Origin of the sequence: Novosphingobium sp. G106 (assembly GCF_019075875.1) — a bacterium.
In the GTDB taxonomy this organism is placed as follows: Bacteria; Pseudomonadota; Alphaproteobacteria; order Sphingomonadales; family Sphingomonadaceae; genus Novosphingobium.
In genome coordinates, this window is the sequence record NZ_JAHOOZ010000001.1 from 3,133,201 (window position 1) to 3,153,255 (window position 20,055).

The 20,055-nt window shown below is 59.5% G+C and carries 19 protein-coding genes and 3 pseudogenes; 10 read left to right on the top strand and 12 right to left on the bottom strand.

Translation table 11 applies throughout. The features are described 5' to 3' along the window. Positions 1–107: 107 nt before the first annotated feature. Together KRR38_RS14860 and KRR38_RS14865 are read right to left on the bottom strand one after the other, a co-directional pair. Positions 108–686, bottom strand: a complete 579-nt coding sequence (locus tag KRR38_RS14860; protein WP_256449461.1) for an MFS transporter — start codon at positions 684–686, stop codon at positions 108–110. 347 nt (positions 687–1,033) lie between these two features. Next, positions 1,034–2,116: a phosphotransferase gene (locus KRR38_RS14865; RefSeq protein ID WP_217402774.1), complete on the bottom strand. Its 1,083-nt coding sequence runs from the start codon at positions 2,114–2,116 to the stop codon at positions 1,034–1,036. Between the two features lie 170 nt (positions 2,117–2,286). Here KRR38_RS14865 and KRR38_RS37760 point away from each other — a divergent pair. The 5 genes and pseudogenes from KRR38_RS37760 to KRR38_RS14885 form a co-directional block, all read left to right on the top strand. Continuing rightward, positions 2,287–2,718 (top strand): annotated as a pseudogene (locus KRR38_RS37760) (SDR family NAD(P)-dependent oxidoreductase); the annotation flags it as partial. A gap of 25 nt (positions 2,719–2,743) precedes the next feature. Further along, positions 2,744–3,073, top strand: a pseudogene (locus tag KRR38_RS36155) (SDR family oxidoreductase); the annotation flags it as partial. A 488-nt stretch (positions 3,074–3,561) separates the two neighbouring features. Beyond that, on the top strand, positions 3,562–4,089 hold the full coding sequence (locus KRR38_RS14875) for an EthD domain-containing protein (RefSeq protein WP_217402778.1): 528 nt from the start codon (positions 3,562–3,564) through the stop codon (positions 4,087–4,089). Next, on the top strand, positions 4,070–5,404 hold the full coding sequence (locus tag KRR38_RS14880; RefSeq protein ID WP_254514814.1) for an NADH:flavin oxidoreductase: 1,335 nt from the start codon (positions 4,070–4,072) through the stop codon (positions 5,402–5,404). The genes KRR38_RS14875 and KRR38_RS14880 overlap by 20 nt, the downstream gene beginning before the upstream one ends. A gap of 75 nt (positions 5,405–5,479) precedes the next feature. Beyond that, positions 5,480–6,754, top strand: a complete 1,275-nt coding sequence (locus KRR38_RS14885) for a hypothetical protein (RefSeq protein WP_217402779.1) — start codon at positions 5,480–5,482, stop codon at positions 6,752–6,754. Positions 6,755–6,831: 77 nt separating this feature from the next. Here the strand turns inward: KRR38_RS14885 and KRR38_RS14890 are convergent. The 10 genes and pseudogenes from KRR38_RS14890 to KRR38_RS14930 all read right to left on the bottom strand — a co-directional run. Next, positions 6,832–6,993 (bottom strand): annotated as a pseudogene (locus KRR38_RS14890) (GMC oxidoreductase); the annotation flags it as partial. A gap of 29 nt (positions 6,994–7,022) precedes the next feature. Further along, positions 7,023–7,352, bottom strand: coding sequence for a CocE/NonD family hydrolase (locus KRR38_RS37765; protein WP_375293462.1), 330 nt, complete (start codon positions 7,350–7,352; stop codon positions 7,023–7,025). A gap of 187 nt (positions 7,353–7,539) precedes the next feature. After that, positions 7,540–8,604 carry a cytochrome P450 gene (locus tag KRR38_RS14895; RefSeq protein WP_217402784.1) on the bottom strand — a complete coding sequence of 355 codons (1,065 nt, stop codon included), beginning with the start codon at positions 8,602–8,604 and terminating at the stop codon, positions 7,540–7,542. A gap of 471 nt (positions 8,605–9,075) precedes the next feature. Beyond that, entirely contained in the window at positions 9,076–9,231 is a 156-nt protein-coding gene (locus KRR38_RS14900; protein ID WP_217402785.1) for a hypothetical protein, read from the bottom strand. A gap of 82 nt (positions 9,232–9,313) precedes the next feature. Next, entirely contained in the window at positions 9,314–10,519 is a 1,206-nt protein-coding gene (locus KRR38_RS14905; RefSeq protein WP_217402787.1) for a cytochrome P450, read from the bottom strand. 29 nt (positions 10,520–10,548) lie between these two features. Continuing rightward, entirely contained in the window at positions 10,549–11,526 is a 978-nt protein-coding gene (locus KRR38_RS14910) for an SDR family NAD(P)-dependent oxidoreductase (RefSeq protein WP_217402788.1), read from the bottom strand. A gap of 304 nt (positions 11,527–11,830) precedes the next feature. Beyond that, the gene (locus tag KRR38_RS14915) at positions 11,831–12,061 is read right to left on the bottom strand and encodes a lipoyl domain-containing protein (RefSeq protein ID WP_217402789.1); all 231 of its coding nucleotides are present in this window, start codon (positions 12,059–12,061) and stop codon (positions 11,831–11,833) included. 52 nt (positions 12,062–12,113) lie between these two features. Then, a complete protein-coding gene (locus KRR38_RS14920; RefSeq protein WP_217402792.1) occupies positions 12,114–13,301 on the bottom strand; it encodes a sulfotransferase in 1,188 nt (395 codons plus the stop codon). Positions 13,302–13,339: 38 nt separating this feature from the next. Next, positions 13,340–14,272 (bottom strand): 12-oxophytodienoate reductase, encoded by a 933-nt coding sequence (locus tag KRR38_RS14925; protein WP_217402794.1) that lies wholly within the window; start codon positions 14,270–14,272, stop codon positions 13,340–13,342. Between the two features lie 14 nt (positions 14,273–14,286). After that, positions 14,287–14,583 (bottom strand): hypothetical protein, encoded by a 297-nt coding sequence (locus tag KRR38_RS14930; protein WP_217402797.1) that lies wholly within the window; start codon positions 14,581–14,583, stop codon positions 14,287–14,289. Between KRR38_RS14930 and KRR38_RS14935 the strand changes: the two genes are divergently transcribed. From KRR38_RS14935 to KRR38_RS14955, 5 genes are all read left to right on the top strand, one after another. After that, the gene (locus tag KRR38_RS14935) at positions 14,578–15,951 is read left to right on the top strand and encodes an amidohydrolase family protein (RefSeq protein ID WP_217402804.1); all 1,374 of its coding nucleotides are present in this window, start codon (positions 14,578–14,580) and stop codon (positions 15,949–15,951) included. The genes KRR38_RS14930 and KRR38_RS14935 overlap by 6 nt on opposite strands. Before the next feature lie 279 nt (positions 15,952–16,230). Next, the gene (locus KRR38_RS14940) at positions 16,231–16,926 is read left to right on the top strand and encodes an EthD domain-containing protein (RefSeq protein ID WP_217402806.1); all 696 of its coding nucleotides are present in this window, start codon (positions 16,231–16,233) and stop codon (positions 16,924–16,926) included. Positions 16,927–17,196: 270 nt separating this feature from the next. After that, on the top strand, positions 17,197–17,838 hold the full coding sequence (locus KRR38_RS14945; RefSeq protein ID WP_217402807.1) for an SDR family NAD(P)-dependent oxidoreductase: 642 nt from the start codon (positions 17,197–17,199) through the stop codon (positions 17,836–17,838). 296 nt (positions 17,839–18,134) lie between these two features. After that, on the top strand, positions 18,135–19,166 hold the full coding sequence (locus KRR38_RS14950) for an LLM class F420-dependent oxidoreductase (protein ID WP_217402809.1): 1,032 nt from the start codon (positions 18,135–18,137) through the stop codon (positions 19,164–19,166). Positions 19,167–19,199: 33 nt separating this feature from the next. Then, the gene (locus KRR38_RS14955) at positions 19,200–19,994 is read left to right on the top strand and encodes an enoyl-CoA hydratase/isomerase family protein (RefSeq protein WP_217402811.1); all 795 of its coding nucleotides are present in this window, start codon (positions 19,200–19,202) and stop codon (positions 19,992–19,994) included. Positions 19,995–20,055: the final 61 nt, after the last annotated feature.

The following is a 20,055-nucleotide window of genomic DNA, read 5'->3' on the forward strand; positions in this document are numbered from 1 at the left end:
TCTCCATCCTGCAGGGCGACGCGCGCTCTCTTTGGCATTTGCTAGCCTGACGAGATGCTCCAGCCAGTCTCCAAATGGTAGGAACGAACTCTGCCGGTCAGTCGTGCTTAGGCTAGCACCTGCGCAGAAGCGCCGCGGCGCGTTAGAGCCGTCGCCGCGAGCGCGGTTAAGCCGACAACGAGCATGACGAGTCCGAAACCGAAAAACACACCGTTCAAACCGGCCATGTCCCGGATCCAGCCTGCTACGAACGGAAACAGCATCTGGCATCCGTACATGGCGCCGTTGGCGAGGCCGATTGCCTGTGTTTCTCGGTGCGGTGTGCTGAAAGCCACGGCGGATGCGTTCAGGTTGAGGGCCAGCAACGCTAGAAGTGCACCGACCGCCACGAGCGCCGCCATGAATGTGATCTCGTTCCCGGTCCATCCTGCGACAATCAATGCAATCCCCATGCCGGAGGTGCTCACTACGGTGACACCTGCGATCCCAAGTCGCTTGTGCACCGCTCCGTAGCAGGCCGAAGCGAACACTGCCGCGATCGAGCCGAGGGTCAGCGGGATGGCGACCTGACGGGTGTCCACCAGCCCCAGGGTTGCCAGGTAGATCGGACCATAGATCGGGGCGATCATCATACTCATGCCCGCAAGGGCGCCGACGGCCAGGAGCCCAGCCAGGCGGGAATTCAAAGGGCCGTCCGACTTAACCGAGCCGACCTGTCCTGCATGTTCGCGGCGCCAAATACGTGCGTATAGCGAAGGCTACAGGGACCACCAGAAATGCTGAAAGATGCCGAGCGCGAACCCAAAACTTATGATGGCCCCTACCATTTCCGTCAGCAGTTCAACATGTGATGAGGCGGCAAAGGCCTTTGCAATCTGCGGAAGCACCAGCCCCGGAGAAAACAGGCCGATTGTAGTGAACAACCCGCACGCAAGAAGGGCAGCCGTCGCGGCCGCACCCAATTTGGCCGGCGGTGCCCCATGCGGATCGGGCGCCGTGACAACTTAAGCGGCGCTGTCGGTACTATGTCCGATCATACGCCAAGCCTTGCAAATGTATCGTGGTCGATCATCGCCATCGCGAAACGCGTGGCGGCGGCGGTGTTGTTGGTTTCCGTCTGGAAATGTGAGCCGTTCAGCATCCAAATGAGCAGACCCCATACGGTGTTTCGGCGATAGGCATCGAATGCCTCGTCGAACGTGGGAGGGATGACCCCGTATGCGGCCAGTCGCGCGAGGTAGTGTTGCAGCAGCGCGGCCTCCCACCGCCTGCGATCGACGAGATCCAGCGCGGCAACGATGAAATATGCGACGTCAAGCACCCAAGGTCCACGGCGGGGCTGCCAATCCAGGAACGCAGGCGAGCCGTCGGACTCGCAGTAAAGATTGCCGAGGTGGGCATCGCCATGCAGCATCGTGTGCGGCAATTGATCGTGTAGCTCGGCGAGTGCCACATGCGCGCTGGCCACCCGTTCGGGGTCGAGCAGCACACGAGGCATCGCTGCGCAGCGCGGTGCCGCCTTGTATTCGGCGAATTGGTCCGGATCGAGCAGGATGTCGAAATAGTGCGATTCCTGCATGGCTCGCGTTTCCGCTGCCCAAGGAAATTTGGCGGGCAAATCGTCAACGCCCCACCAACGGGCATGAAACCGCGCCATACAATCCAGGAATCCCGCAGCATGCTCAAATTCCAGCGGCTCCTGCAAGGAAAGAAAGCTTACGTTCGAGAGCGTGAGATCCTCCAGAACGACGAGGCCCCTGCCGTCCTGCTGATCAGCGAAAAAACAGCGTGGCGCCGTGACGTTCAAGGTGGGGATCAGGTCGCGGTAGGCGTGCATCTCGTTCATATGCATGATTGCCATAGCTGCGCTGTGAGGTTCGTACCCCGCCTTGACCATCACCTGCTTCGGCAGCTCCGTGCGGTTGCTCTCGATCGCAATCCGCAGCTTGGTCGACGCTCCTCTGATACGCTCGACCAGGCGCACGGATGAAACTTTGGCACCTGGAAACTGGTTTTGAAAAGCCGCCTGAAACCACGCCGCGGTCAAGCCCTCGGCCTCGGTCGGCACACCTGGCCCGCGCGCCCCGACCGCAGTAGCCTCTGCTTTCAATGCCATCGCAAATCCCTCTCCGTGCATTTTTGTAAGCAGTTGCTAACCTTGAGGCGAGAGCACCTCAAGTAAAAAGCGCGATCGCCGTGCGCGATCGCCCAAAGGATTTGCAAACGGTGGCTGATCGGTATTAAGCACATGCTTGCAACGGCCGCGACTGACAGCGGGGAGAGGTGATGCGCGTACTGATTACAGGCGCCAACACAGAAGGCTTGGGCGGCGCAGTGGCTCGCGAACTCGCGGGAAGCGCACAGGCTGCGGGCCGCAATTGCACGCTTGTGCTCTGCACCAGCGGCACTGGCCCCTCCAATTTGCAGCTCGCGGACAAATTGCGCGCAATGGGAGCGAAAGTAGCCGAGCTGCACGGAGACCTCGGCGACCCTGATACTCCCGCGCGGCTGGTGAAGGAAGCCATCGCCTTTGCGGGCGGGCTCGACGGTGTCGTCGCCAATGCAGCCATCATGAAACCGGGCCGCCTGACGAATCTGTCGGTGGAGGACTGGGATCGCGTGTTCGCCGTGGATGTCCGCTCGGTCTGGTTGTTGGCCAAAGCAGTGTATGAGCCACTCAAGAAAAGCGCGGGAGCCTTCGTAGGCATCGCATCAACCTCGGCATTCGAGCCCTACAAGCTGGGGGGGCGCCTATTCTCCTGCCAAGGCGGCGGAAGTCATGCTTTGCCGCCTGCTGGCGGTGGAGTGGGCGCGCGACAACATCCGGGTCAATATCGTGTCCCCGGGTGTGATGCGCACGTCGATGAATCCCAATCTCGCCAATCCCGGATACGTCGAAAGCCGGCACCGCATGATTCCGCTAGGTCGCATGGGCCAAGCGAGCGAAGTGGCGCAGACTGTCGTCTACCTGCTGGGTCCAGGCGCGAGCTACATTACAGGTGAGAATATTACGGTCGATGGCGGCCTGCTTACGGCGAGCCTCGACCGCACCCCTATCGGGCGACCCTTCTGAACTTTGCACCTTCTGCTCATTGAGGCACACCATGGCCGAACATGTCATTCAATTCGAATTCCCTGTGGTTTACTAAGCGTGCCGCAATTCAACTGTGCGAGGCGCTACGAACCTGCGCACGACCGTCCTCACTACACGCGGCCTGTTTCGTCGGCTGCGAAATCCTCACGCCTTGCCAGGTCAACGCTTCGAAGCCTCGGCCTCGATAGAAATTTCGTCGGCCTCCGGATCCGGGTCTGGTAAAGCTCGGCGTCTCCAAGCCGATCCGAGCGGCGTGTTGCAATGAAACGGACTGTGGCACGCGAGAGACGGTTTACACATCGGGGCGACCCGGCAGTACTTGGGTGCCGCCTCATTCGACAAGTCAACTCTGGCATTGGGTCCGCAAAACCCCGGCGCCCCCGAGAAATGGACCCATACCGCCGTTCGACGCGCAAGTTATCGGCGCACCGCCAAATCGACCAAACTTTCACGAGGATGTCCAAACGATGGAAATTGAACTGCTACCCGCGGATTGCGCCCTCCCCCCTTTTCCTGCGGCGCACATCGTATGGCTGACCGATCAGCCCTCTCCCTTTGGCGAAATCGCGACCAATCCCTATGCTGCCATGCTTTTGCACAAAGGCCCTTCCCCGTGCCAGATGCGCGGGTCGCATCGCTATCGGGTCGAACTCGTGTCCGGAAAGGCAGGGCCGCCGGGACCGCTGCAGCTTCTCGCACTGCTCCAGCGCCGCGAAGGGATGGAGTTGTCCGAGGCCTTTCGCCATTGGGACGAGCACATTCCCCTTGCGATCGCGATTCATTACAAAGTCCGGCGCTACCGGCAGTTTCGCTTCGTCGACAAATTGGGCGTGACGGGCCCCGACTATCTCGGACTGGCTGTGCTCGACTTCGCCGGACCCGAGGAAATGCGGACCGGTCTCTTCCACAATGACGACGAGGCCGCGATAATCGCAGCAGACGTCGAGGAATTCGTTCGGCACAGCGATGTCATGTATGGTCGCGAGCTCGGCTAGCCTCGGCACGTTTTGGACCGAGCGCATTATTTTTGAAATCTGGACCAATTTTCGACTGGACACTTCGGTCGGCGTTCGCCAGTTGTATAGTGGGCGATTAACAAGGTCGTGCCTGAACACGATTTCTGCGCGCTCAGATTTCGTTCGGCTATCGGAGATGGGTGCCCTGCGGGTAAGATCCAACCACCGGCTTGAACCGCTACTGCAGTCGCTGTCAGTGCGCGCACTGACTGTCGCCAATCGCTTTGTCATGTCGCCCATGACGCGCGAGAAATCGCCGGGCCGTGTGCCAGGCCCCGATGTCGCTCAATACTATCGTCGCCGGGCGGAGGGGAAAGTCGGCCTTATTGTGACGGAGGGCGTGGCGATCGACGATCCCGCTGCAGTCGACTACCACAATGTTCCCGCCATGCACGGCGAGGACGCACTGGCCGGCTGGCGTCATGTCGTGGAACAGGTGCATGCCGCCGGAGGGAAGATTTTCCCGCAGCTCTGGCACCAGGGCGCGATGCGCGACGCCGCGATCAGCCCCTGGCCCGAAATAGGCCCGCGCCGGCCGTCCGGTGTCGTCGGCCCGTTCGGCAAAGCAAGTCTGGCCGCGGAAGTGGTTGCGCGGATCTCGCCCGATACGGCACCGATGACGGACAGCGAGATCGGCGACATCATCGCCGCGTACGGACGCAGTGCTAAATATGCGGCAACGGCCGGGTTCGATGGCATCGCGATCCATGGCGGGCATGGCTATCTCCCCGACAATTTTCTCTGGCACGGGACCAACCACCGTGTTGATCGCTGGGGCGGCGACCATCGCGGCCGGGCGACCTTTGTTGCGGAGCTCGTGAAGGAAATTCGGTCGCGCGTGGGCAAGGAGATGCCTATCCTCTTTCGGTTTTCGCAGTGGCGCATGCAGGACTACGCCTCTCGCCTGGCCGAAACACCGACCGAATTGGAACAACTGCTTACCCCCATCGCCGATGCTGGCGTCGACATCTTCGACGGCAGCCAGCGGTATTTCGACACGCCGATGTTCGAAGGATCGCCGCTAAATCTCGCTGGGTGGGCCAAGAAGTTGACCGGCAAGCTGGGCATGACGGTGGGCGCTGTGGGCTTGGCCGAGACGCGACGCGATCATGCGCCCGGTGCCTCAGACGCAACCGACAATCTCGATAGGCTCGTCGAGCGATTCGAACGCGGCGAGTTCGATCTGGTGGCGGTCGGCCGCGCGTTGCTCAACGATCCCGATTGGCTGGGAAAGGCGATACGCGGTGAACCATTCCTCCCGTTCGACGCCGCCAATCTCGCGCGATTGAACTGAGCCGATGAACTTCAGGAACAGGAGTGGATTTATGGCATTGGATATAGTTCCCGACTTCGGGCGGAAATCGCATAGGTGAGCGCGGGTAACGACCATCCGCGCTCGGCTCTCGCTGCGGAACAGCAGCGGCTGACCGAGGAGCGAGCGCTTGCCGCCTTCAACTCAACCGAGGTGCAGGCAGCCATAACGCGCGTTATCGCCCATTTCCGGGCCGACCGGAATGCAGCCTACGAAGACCAGGATGAGCTGATACAGCAAAGTGCGCGCGAACATCTGTTTCACGCCTGCCTGATGGCGGCCAGCGAGACGCCTCTGCGCCCGCGCTTCGTGTGGACCTTGTGCCACGATCATGAGTGGATGGGCATGAAAGTGCCTGGTAGCCGGTTTGGACAGGACAACTCGGACAATGGCTACCGCCTGGCCTACATCGACGGCAATCGGCGCTATAACATCACCGGCCGCTTCCTGGATGCAGCACCGGTCGATTGGTCGATCTGCGTCATTCCCGCCCAGGTCGGGGAGAACCTCTTCGCGGACACCCTCGGTTTTATCGGCCGGGAAAGCGTCGACGTCGCCCCTGACGGCAGCTTTCAAATCCTCTGCGATGCGACGCCCACCGAGGGGCGGCGCAATCATCTTTGTGTCAAGGACGGCAAGATCCTGAACGTCCGCGACACCCTTGGCGATTGGGCCTGCGAACGTCCGTGTCTTCTCGATATCGAGCCGATTGACGATGCACCGCAGGACAGCTTCGACGCGGACCGGGCGAAAACCCGCGCAGCGGAACTCGGCGAAACGATCGCAAGGTTTTTCCTCGAGCATCTTCAGCACGGTTATTTCGAAAGCGGGCCGATCAATTCGATGAACACGCCCTGGTCTGCCGGAAGTGCGGGCGGTCTCCTTACCCAAGCGTCGTCGCTGGGACACTATGGCCTGGCCCAGGACGAGGCGATGATCATCACCGCTGACCCGATGGGTGCGCCCTATGTTGGCATGCAGATCACCGATATCTGGATGCTTTCTTATGAGTACCGTACCCATACCAGCAGCTTGAATCATGCACAGGCCAAGCAATCCGGGGACGGCCTCTTCCGCTGGGTGATTTCCGGCCGCGACCCCGGCGTCTACAACTGGCTTGATGGTAGCGGGCAGCGGCGTGGAACGATCCTGCTTCGCTGGCAACACCTACCCGGCAACGTCATTCCGGGTCTCGACAAATTGCAGACCGAGGTCGTGAAGATTTCGGAGCTAAAGGATAAGCTGCCTGCCGATACGGTATGGGTCGATAGCCATGCACGGCGGGCGCAGCAAGCACAGCGGAAGCGTGATTACGATAAGCGTGTTGAATAATTCGAATGGGCGAGCGAGGAAGTTCTCCTCGCTCGCCCATTCGATTGGGAATCATGGCCGGCTCTTGCCAATTACGGTCAGAGAACGAGTTTCGCGGCACGCCAGCTTGCTGCCATGATCGGACCGTTGGTATTTGCCGACACCATGGTCAGGAACATCGAGCCATCGACCACGCGAAGGCGTTCAACACCGCGAACGCGCGCGCCTGCGTCTAACGGCGCGTCGTCGCGCCCCATCGCGACAGTGCCGAAAGCATACCCTCACGGGGTCATGAAAAGTTCGACATCGCGCCGAAGAGGCCGGATTCACGGTTGAGCGAGCGGATCCAGGCATGGCCGTCCAGGATCGTCGCCTGCGCGACGCAGGCCTTCACGCGCAGGTTGTAAGTGGCGACATGCGTCACGATCCCCGCCGAAACTCGTGCCCCTGATCCCGATCCGCATCGGATCGACGCCGGCCGCGTTTCAAGCCAGTCGAGTGCGGATTTGAAATCTTCGGTTTCCTGAAGCGGCCACGGAAGTCCCCGGGGTTCACCGCCGCTTATGCCGAAATGGCGGTAGACTATGGCCAGAACGACATAGCCGGCCTCGACGAAAATTCAGATTCCTCAACCAGGCTGGAGCGCGAGCCCGCAAAGCCATGGCCGAGGACGAGAGCGGGATAGGAGCCATTGGGCTGGAAACCGGACGGCAGCACGAGTTCACCCTCGCACTCAACACCCTCCGACTTGAACGTTACGACAGTTCTGTTGACCATGTTCGTCCGTCAGTTTGGCTCGGCTTGCATCAATCGAACCGCACATGAAGCTGTTGCGGTCCGCGCAGGCCGAAACCGGTCACTTCGGGTGATGGATAGCGATCGTCACGGCGCAGTTTGGGCAGGCGGTCGAGCAGCGCATTGAGTGCATTGCTCATCTCTAACCGGGCGAGATGCTGGCCGATGCAGATATGAGGACCATAACCAAAGGCTGCATGCGAACGGCTTGCCCGGCTTATGTCAAATTCGTCGGGACGATCGAAGGCATTTTCATCGCGGTTAGCGGCTGCCAACATAACCGACATGTGATCGCCGGGACGAATGACGATGCCGGAAAGCTCGATCTCGTGGTGCGGGGTCCGGGCGATCATGGGTACGGGGCAATTCCACCGAAGGCCTTCCTCGATCGCAGCGCCAATCAGGTTCCGGTTATACTTGACCTCCTCGAACTGGTCCGGGTGGTTCAGCAACGCGCATAGCACCGTCGAGAAGCCATTGTAGCTAGTGTCGCCGCCGGCATTCATGAGCTGGCGGAAGAAGCTGATAACGACATCGTCGGGTAGGCGCTCTCCGCCAGTCTCGGCAGTGGCAATGATCGACACGAAATCGCCGTCACTGGGATTCCTTCGCCGTTCGCCTATAACCGCCGTAAGGTACTCCTTGAGCTTGTTCACGGCGTCCATGCCATGTTCGTGATCGAAGGATATCGCGATTTGCCCGAAAGCCAGGCGGTGAAAGACCTCCCTGTCTTCCATTGGCAAACCCATCAACTCGTGGATGAAGTGGAATGGGAAATGAAGGGTGAACTGGCTGACCAATTCAGCGTGGCCGGAATCTTCGAACCCGTCGATCAGATCGTTGATCTGGCGGGGAATAATTTCCTCCCCCCACTTGCTCGCCTTGCTGGGCGAAAACGCGGTCTGAAATAGCCGGCGGAAACGGCCATGCTCCGGATTGTCCATAGTGGTGACGGAGCGGCCGAAAGCTACCCCCAGGTTATGGTTATAGATGGTATTGGAAAAGTTGGCCGTTTCCTGAAGCGCGCGTGACACCTCCTTATGACCAAGGATTCCCACTTTGCGGACGTGCGGCATCGTCAGGTCGCCAGGCAAACCGAAGTGCGCACGTATGTCCCCATCGAAGACGGGGTTTTGCAGGCGAAGGGCTTTCAGTTCCGGATAGAAATTCCCGATCCGCCCCTCGCCCCCCCAGGTCCTTCATCGCGGTGAAAGGGTTGTAGCTCACATCGTCATAGTCACGAATTTTGAGACTAGCGTTCATGAACTCCGAACTCCCACACCCAATCCCGCCAAGCGAGGCAGCGGCTATTGCCGGCTTGAGATAGGAGTACGCCCTCCGAAAATTCTCGGCAACACAAATGTTAGCACCCACTTAATATAACTTCGTCACAGCCACCCGAATCGTTCTTCGCGAGCCGGCGATGCACCAGCGTGAGGAGTCGAATCCGAGCAAGATGATAAGGCTTTCGAGGCATGCCGCGAGGGGGGGCGCAGGCCGGCGCAACCTCCCAGATGCGCCGAATTTCCGCTGCTGGCAAAAGGCCGTCAGCCGGCCAGAGTCGTGACCGCCGCGGCGATCCAGCTGGCATCCGAGGGATAGACACCGCTGCCATCGGCTTCGAGAGGCAACGGCGGGTCAGGTGGGGCCAAGCCTGTTACAGGCTTATCGAGATGACAGAACTCTTCGTGGCGGATCGGCACGGCAATCGCCACGCCGCTTCAAGAAAACCGGATGGCAACATAGGCCGCCTCGGAACGAATGATTTTCTCCGGTTATGCAATCCTACCGTGTCGGCCAGACCAGCGGGAGGGTGACCAGTCCCGCGACGCTGCCACTCTGATAACGGACAGGTTTTTCGGCATTCAAGCTGAAATCTGGAATGCGCTTCAGCCATTCTTCAAGCATGATGCGAATCTCGGCACGCGCCAAATTGGCGCCGGGACAGCGGTGCGTGCCTTTGCCAAAGGCCATGTGATCCCGTGGCTGCCTCTCGAAGTCGATTTCCATGGCGTTCTCCCAGCGCCGTTCGTCGAGGCCGTGAACCATCGTCGGCAGCATGATCCGATCGCCCTGCTTCATCGTGACGCCATGAAAATCGACATCCCGCGAAAGCGTCCGCGCCACGGTCGGAATGGAATAGCGCCGGAGCAATTCCTCGATGATCCCGGGATTCTTGCCTAGGTTTTCTGCGATATATTTCCGGTCGTCCGGATGCTCGGCGAGGTGCTTGATGATGAGGGCCATGGTTCCGCCGACAGTATCAAGACCGCCGAACATGATCTGCACGACATACCCAACCCGTTCACTATGCGTCAGTGGCCGGCCATCAGCGGTCATCGTGACGATTGTGCTTATGAGGTCCGATCCAGGGGTTTCAGCCCGCTTGCGTACCCAGCCATCGACATAGTCGAACATTTCACGCGTCGATGCGAATCGGCGGTCGACATCCGGGTTCTTGATCGCATCGTAAGTAAGGCCGAGCAGATAGGGCCGGTCCGTGGACGGCAGATCGACGATCTTGAGGAACACTTCCATCGGCATTATCAACGAGAAATCATCGACGAAATCGCAGTTCCCCTGCGGTGCGATCCCATCGATCAGATCGATTGCGAGTTGCCGCGCCGTCGCGGCTAGCTGGCTGACCGCCTTGGGCGACAAGGCGATGTTTAGCGGGTGGCGAACCATTCGATGAAACGGATCGTCTGATTCTATCGGCAGCTGTGGCGGGAATTCCTTGGGAGTCGGCGGAATTCCGATGCCCTTCCCCGACTCGAATATTTCGGCGTCTGGCCAGGCTTGCTCAAGAAGCGCAGCGCGATTCAGGACCCAGTAGCCGCCAAAGACTGGCGTGTAGAAGATTGCCGGTTCGTTTTCGCCGACTTTGCGCCATGCGCGATGCACATTCTCGCTCGAACCCTCGAAGTCAAAAATATTGAAATCCCGCACCAAGTCAGCGGGAACATGCGAAGGAATTACTGCATTTTCCATTCCTGTTCTCCAGATTGCCCGCGGGCGCCTTAAATTACGCCTTGCCGGCGGGCGGCGTCGGCCACAGCACTGAATTCTTCGTAAACCGTCTGCGGCTTGTGATAGATCGAGAGGTCAGCAATCTGAGCGATATGGGCTGCGACATCTTCCGGCGTCGCCGGCGTGGTTCCTGCCGGCGTCACCCAGCCGTCGGCAGCACAAATGTGCACCTGTGCGTAGCGTCCGCTGTTGGCACTGAAGATCGCGTGCGTGAGATCACATTGCTCGCTGGCAAGATAAAGCACTAACGGCGTATTGAAATTGACCGTCTGGCGGCCTCCGGATGCCGACCAGTCTGCGTTGTCGAGCGATTTGGCAAATTCTGGGATCTCCCTGAACCCTTCAGTCATTTCGTCGCCAAGGCGGGAAATGGCCGTAGGCATCAGTAGGTTCGACTTGATCCCGTACGCAGAGCCCTCGATCGCCACGATGTGGCTGAGTCCCATCAGCCCGCCCTTCGCAGCCGCATAGTTGGCCTGCCATGCATGACCGTACATCGCGGAAGCCGACCCAGTAAAAATGAAACGTCCGTATCCATTTTTCCGCATCTCGCGGTACGCGGGCTGCGCAACGTAAAATGCGCCTTTCAGGTGCACATCCAGAACGGCATCGAGCTCGTCGTCCGCGATGTCCTCGAAGCGATTATTTCGTAGAATACCAGCATTGGCGATGCATATGTCGACCTTGCCGAATGCATCGAGAGCGGCCTGGACGATTGCCGCGCCGCCGGCCCGTGTGGAGACGCTATCGAAGTTTGCGACTGCCTCGCCTCCTTCGTCGCGAATTTGCCGAACCACCTCCTCCGCAGGCAGGGTCGACGCTCCTACCCCACCGCCCGAACCGCCCAGATCGTTCACCAAGACTTTGGCGCCTCGGCGGGCCATCTCGAGAGCATAGTCTTTGCCGAGACCGCCTCCCGCGCCGGTTATTATAGCGACGCGATTATCGAAACGGACAGCTTCCGCCATGATTCATCCTCTCATATCGTCGTTGAACGCGACACCGTTGGCACCAGTAGATCACTCTGCACAACTCAGTAAAGCACTTGCTTAACAAAAAGGGCCGGATCCATCACTTGAAATTTGCGTTGCGACCGCCTCCCACTCTTACCTCGCGGGCGTGAACCTGCACCGGGTCCAAACCACTTTTCCCAAACGTGGCCCTCCCTGCGCGTCGCGAAACCACCGAATGCCCAGAAGATAGAACGCCTCATGAGCCCGTCCTGAAGGCAATCGACGCAGCCCGGTAACTCGCAGTCATGGGAACTGCAGATCAGACGATCTCGCCGATTTCCGTGCCGACGTCATAAGTCTCGCCGGCCGGTGCCTTATGCACCAACGTGCCGGCGGTGGGCGCTTCGATATCGCGCGCCGTCTTGTTGGTTTCGAGCACGTAGATCACGTCGCCTTCCTTCACGGCGGCGCCGTCTTCCACTTTCCACTCGGCAAGCGTGCCCTCGCTCATCGACATTTCGAGCTTGGGAATGGTCAGAGTCGTCGACATCAATTCACCCTCTGTTGATCAGGATCGCCCCGCTTCAGGATTTAGCGCTTCGTCATGCGGCCGTTTCGAGTTCCACCCCGAAGTGATCTATGTATTCGGCAAAGGCCTCGTGTACTTCGGCCTGGCTCAACCCGTAATCGCTCAATTGATAGCGGTGTTTTCCATGCTTCCCCTTTCGGTTTTGCGACACATACTCGTTAACCTGCCTCTCCGCCTCACGAGTGAATGAAATACCGGCATGGTCATATACGCGGCGAACACTGACTACGGGATCGCGCTCAAGGTCCCTGAAATGCATGTCCAGGAACTTGGTATTCAAGACTTCGTTTTTGCGCGCCTTTGCAGCGTGAGTAATGCCCGTTGCATACATCTGCATGAACATACGGGCCTCTTGCTGTCCGATATTTTCTACATTGCCACAATAATTGCGGCGCCCTTCGGTGAGTATGCTGAATACGGATGCCATCACCTTGGATGGATCGCGGTGGTGCTGGACCAGTAGCGCATCGGGATATTCGGCCACCAAGGTATCGACATGAAGGCTGTGTTCCGGCGCCTTGAGCATCCAGCGACGCCCTTCGGCGCCGATCTGAAGGGCTTGCAGGAATTTCCGGTGCCATTTGTAGGCCTGTGAAAAATCACCTCCGGCCGCAATCTGCTCGATATAAGTCGGCACGAACAGGAAGCCCATGAAACCCGTCGAGACAAAACTATACTCGAACGCCAGGAAATCCTCTTCCGGCAGATCCGCAGCATGAAAATGTGCTGCGGCGATCTCCGGCCGCGTCCAACCTTGGAACTCCAAGTTCTCTTGCATTCTGCGGGTGGACTCCGAATGATCGATGGTGGGATCATTTGGCGGTGGGGAGGGCAGATTTAGCTGCCAGTAAGCCGGTGAGACATTGCGAGGATCGAGACTGAGCATTGTATGAAGAAAAGTTGTTCCCGCGCGCGGAAAACCGAACAGGAACACGGGCTTCTCGATGTTCTGCGCTGCGATCTCCGGTCGGCGCTTGCGATCCTCGACCATCTTGAGGCGCTGTTCGAGACGCAACATCAGCCATGAGCGAAGCCGCTGGCGGCCGATTTCGGTCAGATCGGCTTCACGTTCGGCAGACTCGACCAGGACAGTAAATGGGTGCCGAAATTCGTCACCTCCCCAGTCTGAAAGGCCAGTGCTTAGCTCCGCATCATTGATCATCGCATCGGCGGACATTGTTTCGTGAACCAGAGCGCTCATCTTATATTCCTCTCTCAATAGATGCGCTTGCGAGGCAGTCATGCTAATTCCGCGAGACAGGCCGGATCGTACGGTTTCAGCGATTCTAGATCGCCGGTCTTCACCTTGTTCGCCCAATCTGCATTGGCAATGATTGCGCGACCGACACCGACGATGTCGAAATCGCCTCGGTCGAACATCGTCATGAGCTGCTCAAGATTCTCCCGGGATACTGCAGCAACATCCTTCACTCGGTCGCCACGCGACTGGAGCGGCAGGTCAAGCGACACGGAACCCACCGTCATCGAAGGTTTCCCCGTCAACTTCTTTGCCCAGCCTGCTAGATTCTGAGGGCTGCCCTCGAATTCTTCCTGCCAGAAGCGGCGAGTGGAGGCGTCGAAGACGTCGACGCCGGCGTCCACGAGGGGCTGCAGATAGGCGGCGAGTTCGGCTGGCGTGCTGGCCAGTCGCGCTTCGTAATCTGGCCCCTTCCACTGCGAGAACCGGAACATGATGACGAAGCCAGGACTGACGCGCCGCCGCATTTCCGCAACAATTTCCGCGCCGAACCGGACGCGATTGGCTATTCCTCCACCGTATGTATCAGTGCGCAGGTTGGTGCGCTCCCAGAAGAATTGGTCGATCAGGTAGCCATGCGCGCCGTGAATGTTGACCCCATCAAATCCGGCCCGCTCGGCCATCTCGGCGGCGAGCCCGAACGACTCGATGACATCGTCGAAATCCTGAGGCTCCATCGCCCTGCCCGGAAGCTCTTGGGCAGGAAGAAAACCAGATGGTCCGATCGACGGTTCCAACGGATTATCGGTACCGGAGGCCTTCCGCCCAAGTCCGGTATGCCAGAGTTGCATGAAGATAGCCGCGCCGGCGCCATGCACCGCGGCTGCGACATCGCGCCAAGCAAATTCGGCATCTTCGCCGCGAAATATAGGGCTTTCCCGTACCTGCTGCGCGACAACGTGCGGAGGCGCCACGCCTTCGGTAATTATCAGGCCCGCCCCCCTTCTGCGCGGCGCCGATAATAGTCGGCTACGCCTTTGACCGGGAGCCCGGCCTGCGTGAAATTCCGAGTCATCGGCGACATTGCGATGCGATTTCGCAGGTGCAGCCGGTTCACTTCAAGAGTCGAGAAGAGCGACGAAAGATCCAGGACCGCCTTATCTGGCATCATCACATCCTCACTAAATGCTCGTGATGGGACCCGACGCTTGGCGCTACGTCGCGCACCCGCAAAGAGCCCCATCGCGATGGTGTCGCGCGAGTCGATCTTCACCAGATATTGCATCGAGCATCCGCGCGCATCATTTTTCGAACGCTGTTCCGTTTTTATTTGAACGGCAACTCCATTTACGGCATATGGAGTCGTACGAAATTACCCGGGAGAATTGAAATGGCCTCGTCCGCACTCAAAAAAGGTGACCTTACGTCGGTAACCACTTACGATGGCCCGATTTTCGACGGCGACACGCACATTCATGAAATCAACTTCGACTTCATGGAAAAGCACATGCCCGAGGAGTACAAAAAGGACTGGCTCCTTGCATTGCGCAACGGCCCGGACGGCTATGCGATGTATATCGGCGACCATGTTGTGCCGACCTCCGTCGGAGAGACTCGCGAAGACGGGCTGATGCCTCCTCCGGGCAAGCTAAAGGAATGGCTCGGTGCGATTTCGACGGGCGACGAGATCGACAGCCGGATTCGGCCCACACCCGACATGTACCAGCGCGATGCTCGCCTGGCTAAGCTCGATGAATTCGGCGTCGAATCCTCGATGCTTTTCATTGGCCATATCGTCACTGCTCTGGGCAAGCTGGGCATGATGATCGACGATGAGGGTATGGATCCCAGGGGGGCGTCTGCCGTGCTCCAGGCCTACAATCGCTACCTTCATGAAGAGTGGACCTTCAATCACCAAGACCGCATCTACACGACCCCGATGCTGGCACTCTGGGATCCCGAATGGGCTTTGCAGGAAGCTAAATGGCTGGTCGCCAACGGCGTTCGTGTCGTCGTCATGCCCATGGGCCCCGCCCACGGCAAGGCTGCTGCCGATCCCGTCTATGATCCCATCTGGCAAGTCCTGAACGACAACCATGTCGTCGTGACCTTCCACGTTTCCGAAGCAAACTTCATGCACCCGCTCGTCCGGGCGCACGGAGAGGAGCCCATGCAACCCCGCCGCATGGGCCTTACCGCCTGGCAGTGGATGTTCACTTACTCGGAAATTCCCGTGATGATGACGATGGCTTCATTCGTCTATCTGAACTTCTTCGAACGCTTCCCCAACATCAAGATGGCGAGCGTAGAAAACGGCGCCGAGTGGCTTCCGCGGTTCCTCTACAAGATGGACAAGATGCGCGGCATGGCCCGCTCAGGCTATTGGCCGCAAGGCCAGTTGAAGGAGCGTCCCAGCGCCATCTTCAAGCGTCACTGCTTCGTGGTCGCCTATCCCGAAGACGACGTGAAGCGGATCGTTGAGGAAATCGGGACCGCCGATTGCCTGCTGATGGGTTCCGACTATCCCCACGCCGAAGGCATCCCGACTCCTCGCGAGTTCGCGGCCGAGGCTCTCGGAGGGCTGAGCGAGGAGGATGTTCGCAAAATCATGCACGACAACGGGCGGCGACTTCTTCCTAAATCGCTAAGCTGATTTACTGGACCGGCGCCGAAATACCGGCGCCGGTCGAACTCTTTTTGCAGCCTCGGCGCAAGCTACAACCTGATTTTGCCCGATCGGGAGTGGCCCGGGGCAAACCCGGGCGCAACGGCCATGTCATCGCGATTTCAGGCATTTTTCTAATCGGCGCGATCTTACATCGATCGAGCAAAGAGCCCGGGTTTGACCGGGGGTTTACAGAGTTCGGCCTCCCGTCGGCACCGGCGAGAGGGTTGGACCTCGGGAAAGAACGCCTAAACGGAGGACAGATGGATGCCCGACGATGTCGTCAAGGTAATATATCTGGCCCGCCGTAATCCGGCGATGAGCGCGGGCGAATTTCCCGACCGATGGCGCCAGCACGCGATATTGGGTGGAACACTTCCGTCCCTACGCGGCAGCTTTGTTCAGGTCGCCCAGTGCTTGAATATTTATGATCGCAAGATCGTCGGGCGGGCGTCCTTGGACTATGATGGCGTTAATCTCCTGACCGTGATCGACCGCAGTGCAGCACTACGGCTGAATCAAGACCCAGCAGTGTTCGACATCATGCTTCCGGACGAACTCCAGACCTTCTCGACTTACGTCCGGCACTTTTCGCTGCAATGCCGTGAACAGGTTCTGCGCGCTGGCCCGATGCTCGGCCATTGCCTCATCACGTTCCTGAGGCGAGCCCGGAACGTCGCGCCCGATGTGTTCGAGCGGCAGTTGACCACGCACCTCGGTGCAATGGTTTCGACCGCAAACCGCACCGTTTTCAATCGCGTCGAAGACCGAATGCCCGGATACGATTTCGACGCGATCACGGAAAGCTGGTTCGCGAGCGCAGAGGAGGCCGCATCCGCTACCAAATCGCCGGAATACAAGGACCATCTGCGCAGCCGTGAGATAGTCTGCGACGAGGGCTTCAGCATCGTGATGATGACCCGATTAAATCATAGCTGGCCCGCTTTGGCCGAATCAACCTGACCCAGCGAGTAGCCGGCAAAGGGACCGGCAGGAACGTACGCCGCGGGTCGGACGACACCGCAGCATATCCCGCTACGCGAATCTCCGTCCTCGATTTCCAGAATAAGTGGAAGAATATCATGAAGCGCTTCGAAAATATGGTGGCGATTGTCGTCGGTGCGGCCGACAACATGGGACGCTCAGCTGCCCGCATCCTTGCCGAAGGCGGGGCGAAGGTGGCGGTCACCTATTACAGCAACGCCGCCGGCGTTGAGGATACCGTCAAGGCAGTTGAGCAGGCGGGGGGGCGAGGTCCTCGCCATCAAGCTCGACCATTCCGAAGAAGATCAGGTCGTCAAGATGGTCGACCAGGTCATCCAGCGGTTCGGCAAGATCAACATTGTCCTGAACTTCGCGGCCATGATCGCGGGCGAATTTATCGCAAAAGACGGCGACATCGTAAACATGGACGCCGACTATTGGGACCAGAACCTCAAGTTCAATCTGAAGGGCCCCATGCTGGTGTGCAAGCACACGATACCGCACATGATCAAGGCGGGCCAAGGTGCAATCGTGAACACGGGATCCGGTGTCGTGTTTCGCGGCGACAGCGTCCGCAATGCCTACTCGGCCGCCAAGATCGGCCTGCACAGCGTAACGATGGATATCGCTGCGAGCTACGGGAAGCACAACATCCGCTGCAATCTGGTCTCGCCGGGCCTGGTCCTAACCAAGGCAGTTCGCGAAGGTTGCTCGGAAGAACTGATCGAAAAGCTTGGAAAGGAGAACCTGGTGCCTTTTATAGGCGAACCGGATGATCTCGCGAACGTGGCCTGCTTCCTGGCGTCCAACGAAGCGCGCTATATCACGGGCCAGATCCTTGCGGTGGATGGTGGTCTCCACGTCCACCAGTGCGTCATGGGTCAGCAATAAGGTGAGCGGACGGCGCGGCACTTGCGCCGCCCTTCTCGGTCCGGTTCGTTTCGGGCAATCCTCCGGGCGCTATTCGGGGCCGCTCGGCGATGACAGATTCGCCCTGCAGCCAGCTCCCGGCGAACCCATCGCGGATGCGAACCCGTTCCGGAAGCGGATCGCTTTCCACCGTCAGAAGGCGCCTTGCGAGGCCCGCGAATGTTGCCGAGAGTGGCATGCAGCAGTTGCTAACTTATGCATGACCGCTGAGCCAACTCGATCTCGATGAGATCGGACAACGAAGTTGGAGCGAACCGATGAAACTGGCTTTGGGACTGGGATATTCAGGTGCGCGCATGGCTCTGCCGGTGGACCTGGTGATCCGTGCGGAGCGGCTGGGATTCGACTCGGTCTGGGCATCGGAGACGTATGGCAGCGATGCGATCACGCCGCTGGCCTACCTTGCGGCCAAGACACATCGGATCCGGCTTGGCACCGGGATTGCCCAGCTTGCCGCGCGTACGCCGGCCAACCTCGCGATGTGCGCGCAAACGATCGACGCGCTGGCAGGTGCCGGCCGGATGATCATCGGCCTCGGCATGTCCGGGCCGCAGATCGTGGAGGGCTGGTACGGCATGCCGTGGGGCAAGCCGAATTATCGGATGCGCGATTACGTGGCGATAATGCGGGCGATTTGGGGACGAGAGGGACCGGTTTCGCACCAAGGCAAGGAAATCAGCCTGCCTTATATGGGGCCTGGCAGTTCGGGACTTGGCAAGCCGCTCAAGAGCATCCTCCATGGCAACCCGAACATCCCGGTTTATCTCGGCACTCAGACCCCGCTGAACATCCGAATGACCGCCGAAGTCGCCGATGGCTGGCTGCCGATGGGATTCGTCCCAAGCGATATGCCGCGCTATCGTCCGCTTCTGGAAGAAGGCCTCGCCCGCCGCAAGGATGGCAAGGCGATGGCCGACTTCGACATTCACGGATCGGTCGGCGTGCGGATCACCGACGACGTCGCTGCCGCGCTGAAGGAGCTGAAACCGGGCGTAGCGCTCTACGTCGGCGGTATGGGCGCGCAGGAGAAGAATTTCCATCGCGAGGCGATGATCGAGCGGGGCTATCCCGAGGCCGCAATGCGGATTCAGGAACTCTTCCTGTCGGGCCGCAAAGAAGAAGCTGCCGACGCCGTGCCTGACGAATATGTCGACATGTCGGCGCTGGTGGGCCCGCCCGATCGCATTCGCGAACGGTGGAAGGCGTGGGCCGACAGCGGCCTGACGGCCCTCACGCTGAACCGGGCAAACGAGGACGTCGTCGAACTGATCGCCAAAATCGCGTTGTGAGCGGTTGTGTGAATGATTGATTGAGAGGATCGCATGGAAGAAACGGATATCCTTGTCGACCGTCAAGGCCATGTGGCGATCGTGACGTTGAACCGCCCACAGGCTATGAACGCCGTCACAATTCCGATGTGCGACCGGCTGACGGAAGCTTGCAACGAACTCAACGACGACCACGACGTGCGAGCGATCGTGCTCACCGGTGCGGGCGAACGCGCGTTCAGCTCGGGCCTCGATCTGAAGGCCAATAACCTGTCCGACCCGAAGCGGCGCACGCCCTATCGGATGCTCCATTTTGATGACCATGCGGTGGCGCGGCTGCGCCGCCTGGCCAAGCCGGTGATCGTCGCAGTCAACGGGGTCGCGGTGGGTGCGGGGCTCGGATTCGCTATCGCCGGCGACATCCGCATCGCCTCTGAGACCGCGCGGTTCTCGGCGATCTTCTCCAAGGTAGGGATGCCTCCGCAAGACGCGGTCGCTGCATTCCTTCCGCAGATCGTCGGCCTGCCAAGAGCGCTCGAGATGATCTTAACGGCGCGAATGGTTGGTGCGGCGGAAGCCCTCGAGATCGGCCTTGTCACCGAGCTTGTTCCCGCTGACCGGTTGATGGAGCGGGCCCTTGAGATTGCAGCGACGATTGCCAAGGGGCCACCGCTCGCGATCGCCATGGCCAAGCAGGTGGTCTACCGCAGCCTGCACAAATCGGTCGACGACCAGCTGGCGCTACAGAATCTCGGCACGTTCATCAACTCGGCCTACGCGAAGCACGACATCGACGAAGCCGTGGCTGCCTTCTCGGAAAAACGCGATGCGGAGTTCACCGGGCCATGAGCCGTTCAGCACCGATATCGGCAGCGCAAGTGCGGCTCCCTTTTCGCCCGCGGCAACCGCA

Excerpts from the sequence above, each read along its gene's own strand:
- KRR38_RS14955 (WP_217402811.1), top strand. The coding sequence starts at position 19,200 with ATGGAAGAAACGGATATCCTTGTCGACCGTCAAGGCCATGTGGCGATC.
- KRR38_RS14920 (WP_217402792.1), bottom strand. The coding sequence starts at position 13,301 with ATGAGCGCTCTGGTTCACGAAACAATGTCCGCCGATGCGATGATCAAT.
- KRR38_RS14895 (WP_217402784.1), bottom strand. The coding sequence starts at position 8,604 with ATGCCGCACGTCCGCAAAGTGGGAATCCTTGGTCATAAGGAGGTGTCA.
- KRR38_RS14875 (WP_217402778.1), top strand. The coding sequence starts at position 3,562 with ATGGAAATTGAACTGCTACCCGCGGATTGCGCCCTCCCCCCTTTTCCT.
- KRR38_RS14880 (WP_254514814.1), top strand. The coding sequence starts at position 4,070 with ATGGTCGCGAGCTCGGCTAGCCTCGGCACGTTTTGGACCGAGCGCATT.
- KRR38_RS14940 (WP_217402806.1), top strand. The coding sequence starts at position 16,231 with ATGCCCGACGATGTCGTCAAGGTAATATATCTGGCCCGCCGTAATCCG.
- KRR38_RS14930 (WP_217402797.1), bottom strand. The coding sequence starts at position 14,583 with ATGCAATATCTGGTGAAGATCGACTCGCGCGACACCATCGCGATGGGG.
- KRR38_RS14950 (WP_217402809.1), top strand. The coding sequence starts at position 18,135 with ATGAAACTGGCTTTGGGACTGGGATATTCAGGTGCGCGCATGGCTCTG.
- KRR38_RS14905 (WP_217402787.1), bottom strand. The coding sequence starts at position 10,519 with ATGGAAAATGCAGTAATTCCTTCGCATGTTCCCGCTGACTTGGTGCGG.
- KRR38_RS14910 (WP_217402788.1), bottom strand. The coding sequence starts at position 11,526 with ATGGCGGAAGCTGTCCGTTTCGATAATCGCGTCGCTATAATAACCGGC.
- KRR38_RS14865 (WP_217402774.1), bottom strand. The coding sequence starts at position 2,116 with ATGGCATTGAAAGCAGAGGCTACTGCGGTCGGGGCGCGCGGGCCAGGT.
- KRR38_RS14915 (WP_217402789.1), bottom strand. The coding sequence starts at position 12,061 with ATGTCGACGACTCTGACCATTCCCAAGCTCGAAATGTCGATGAGCGAG.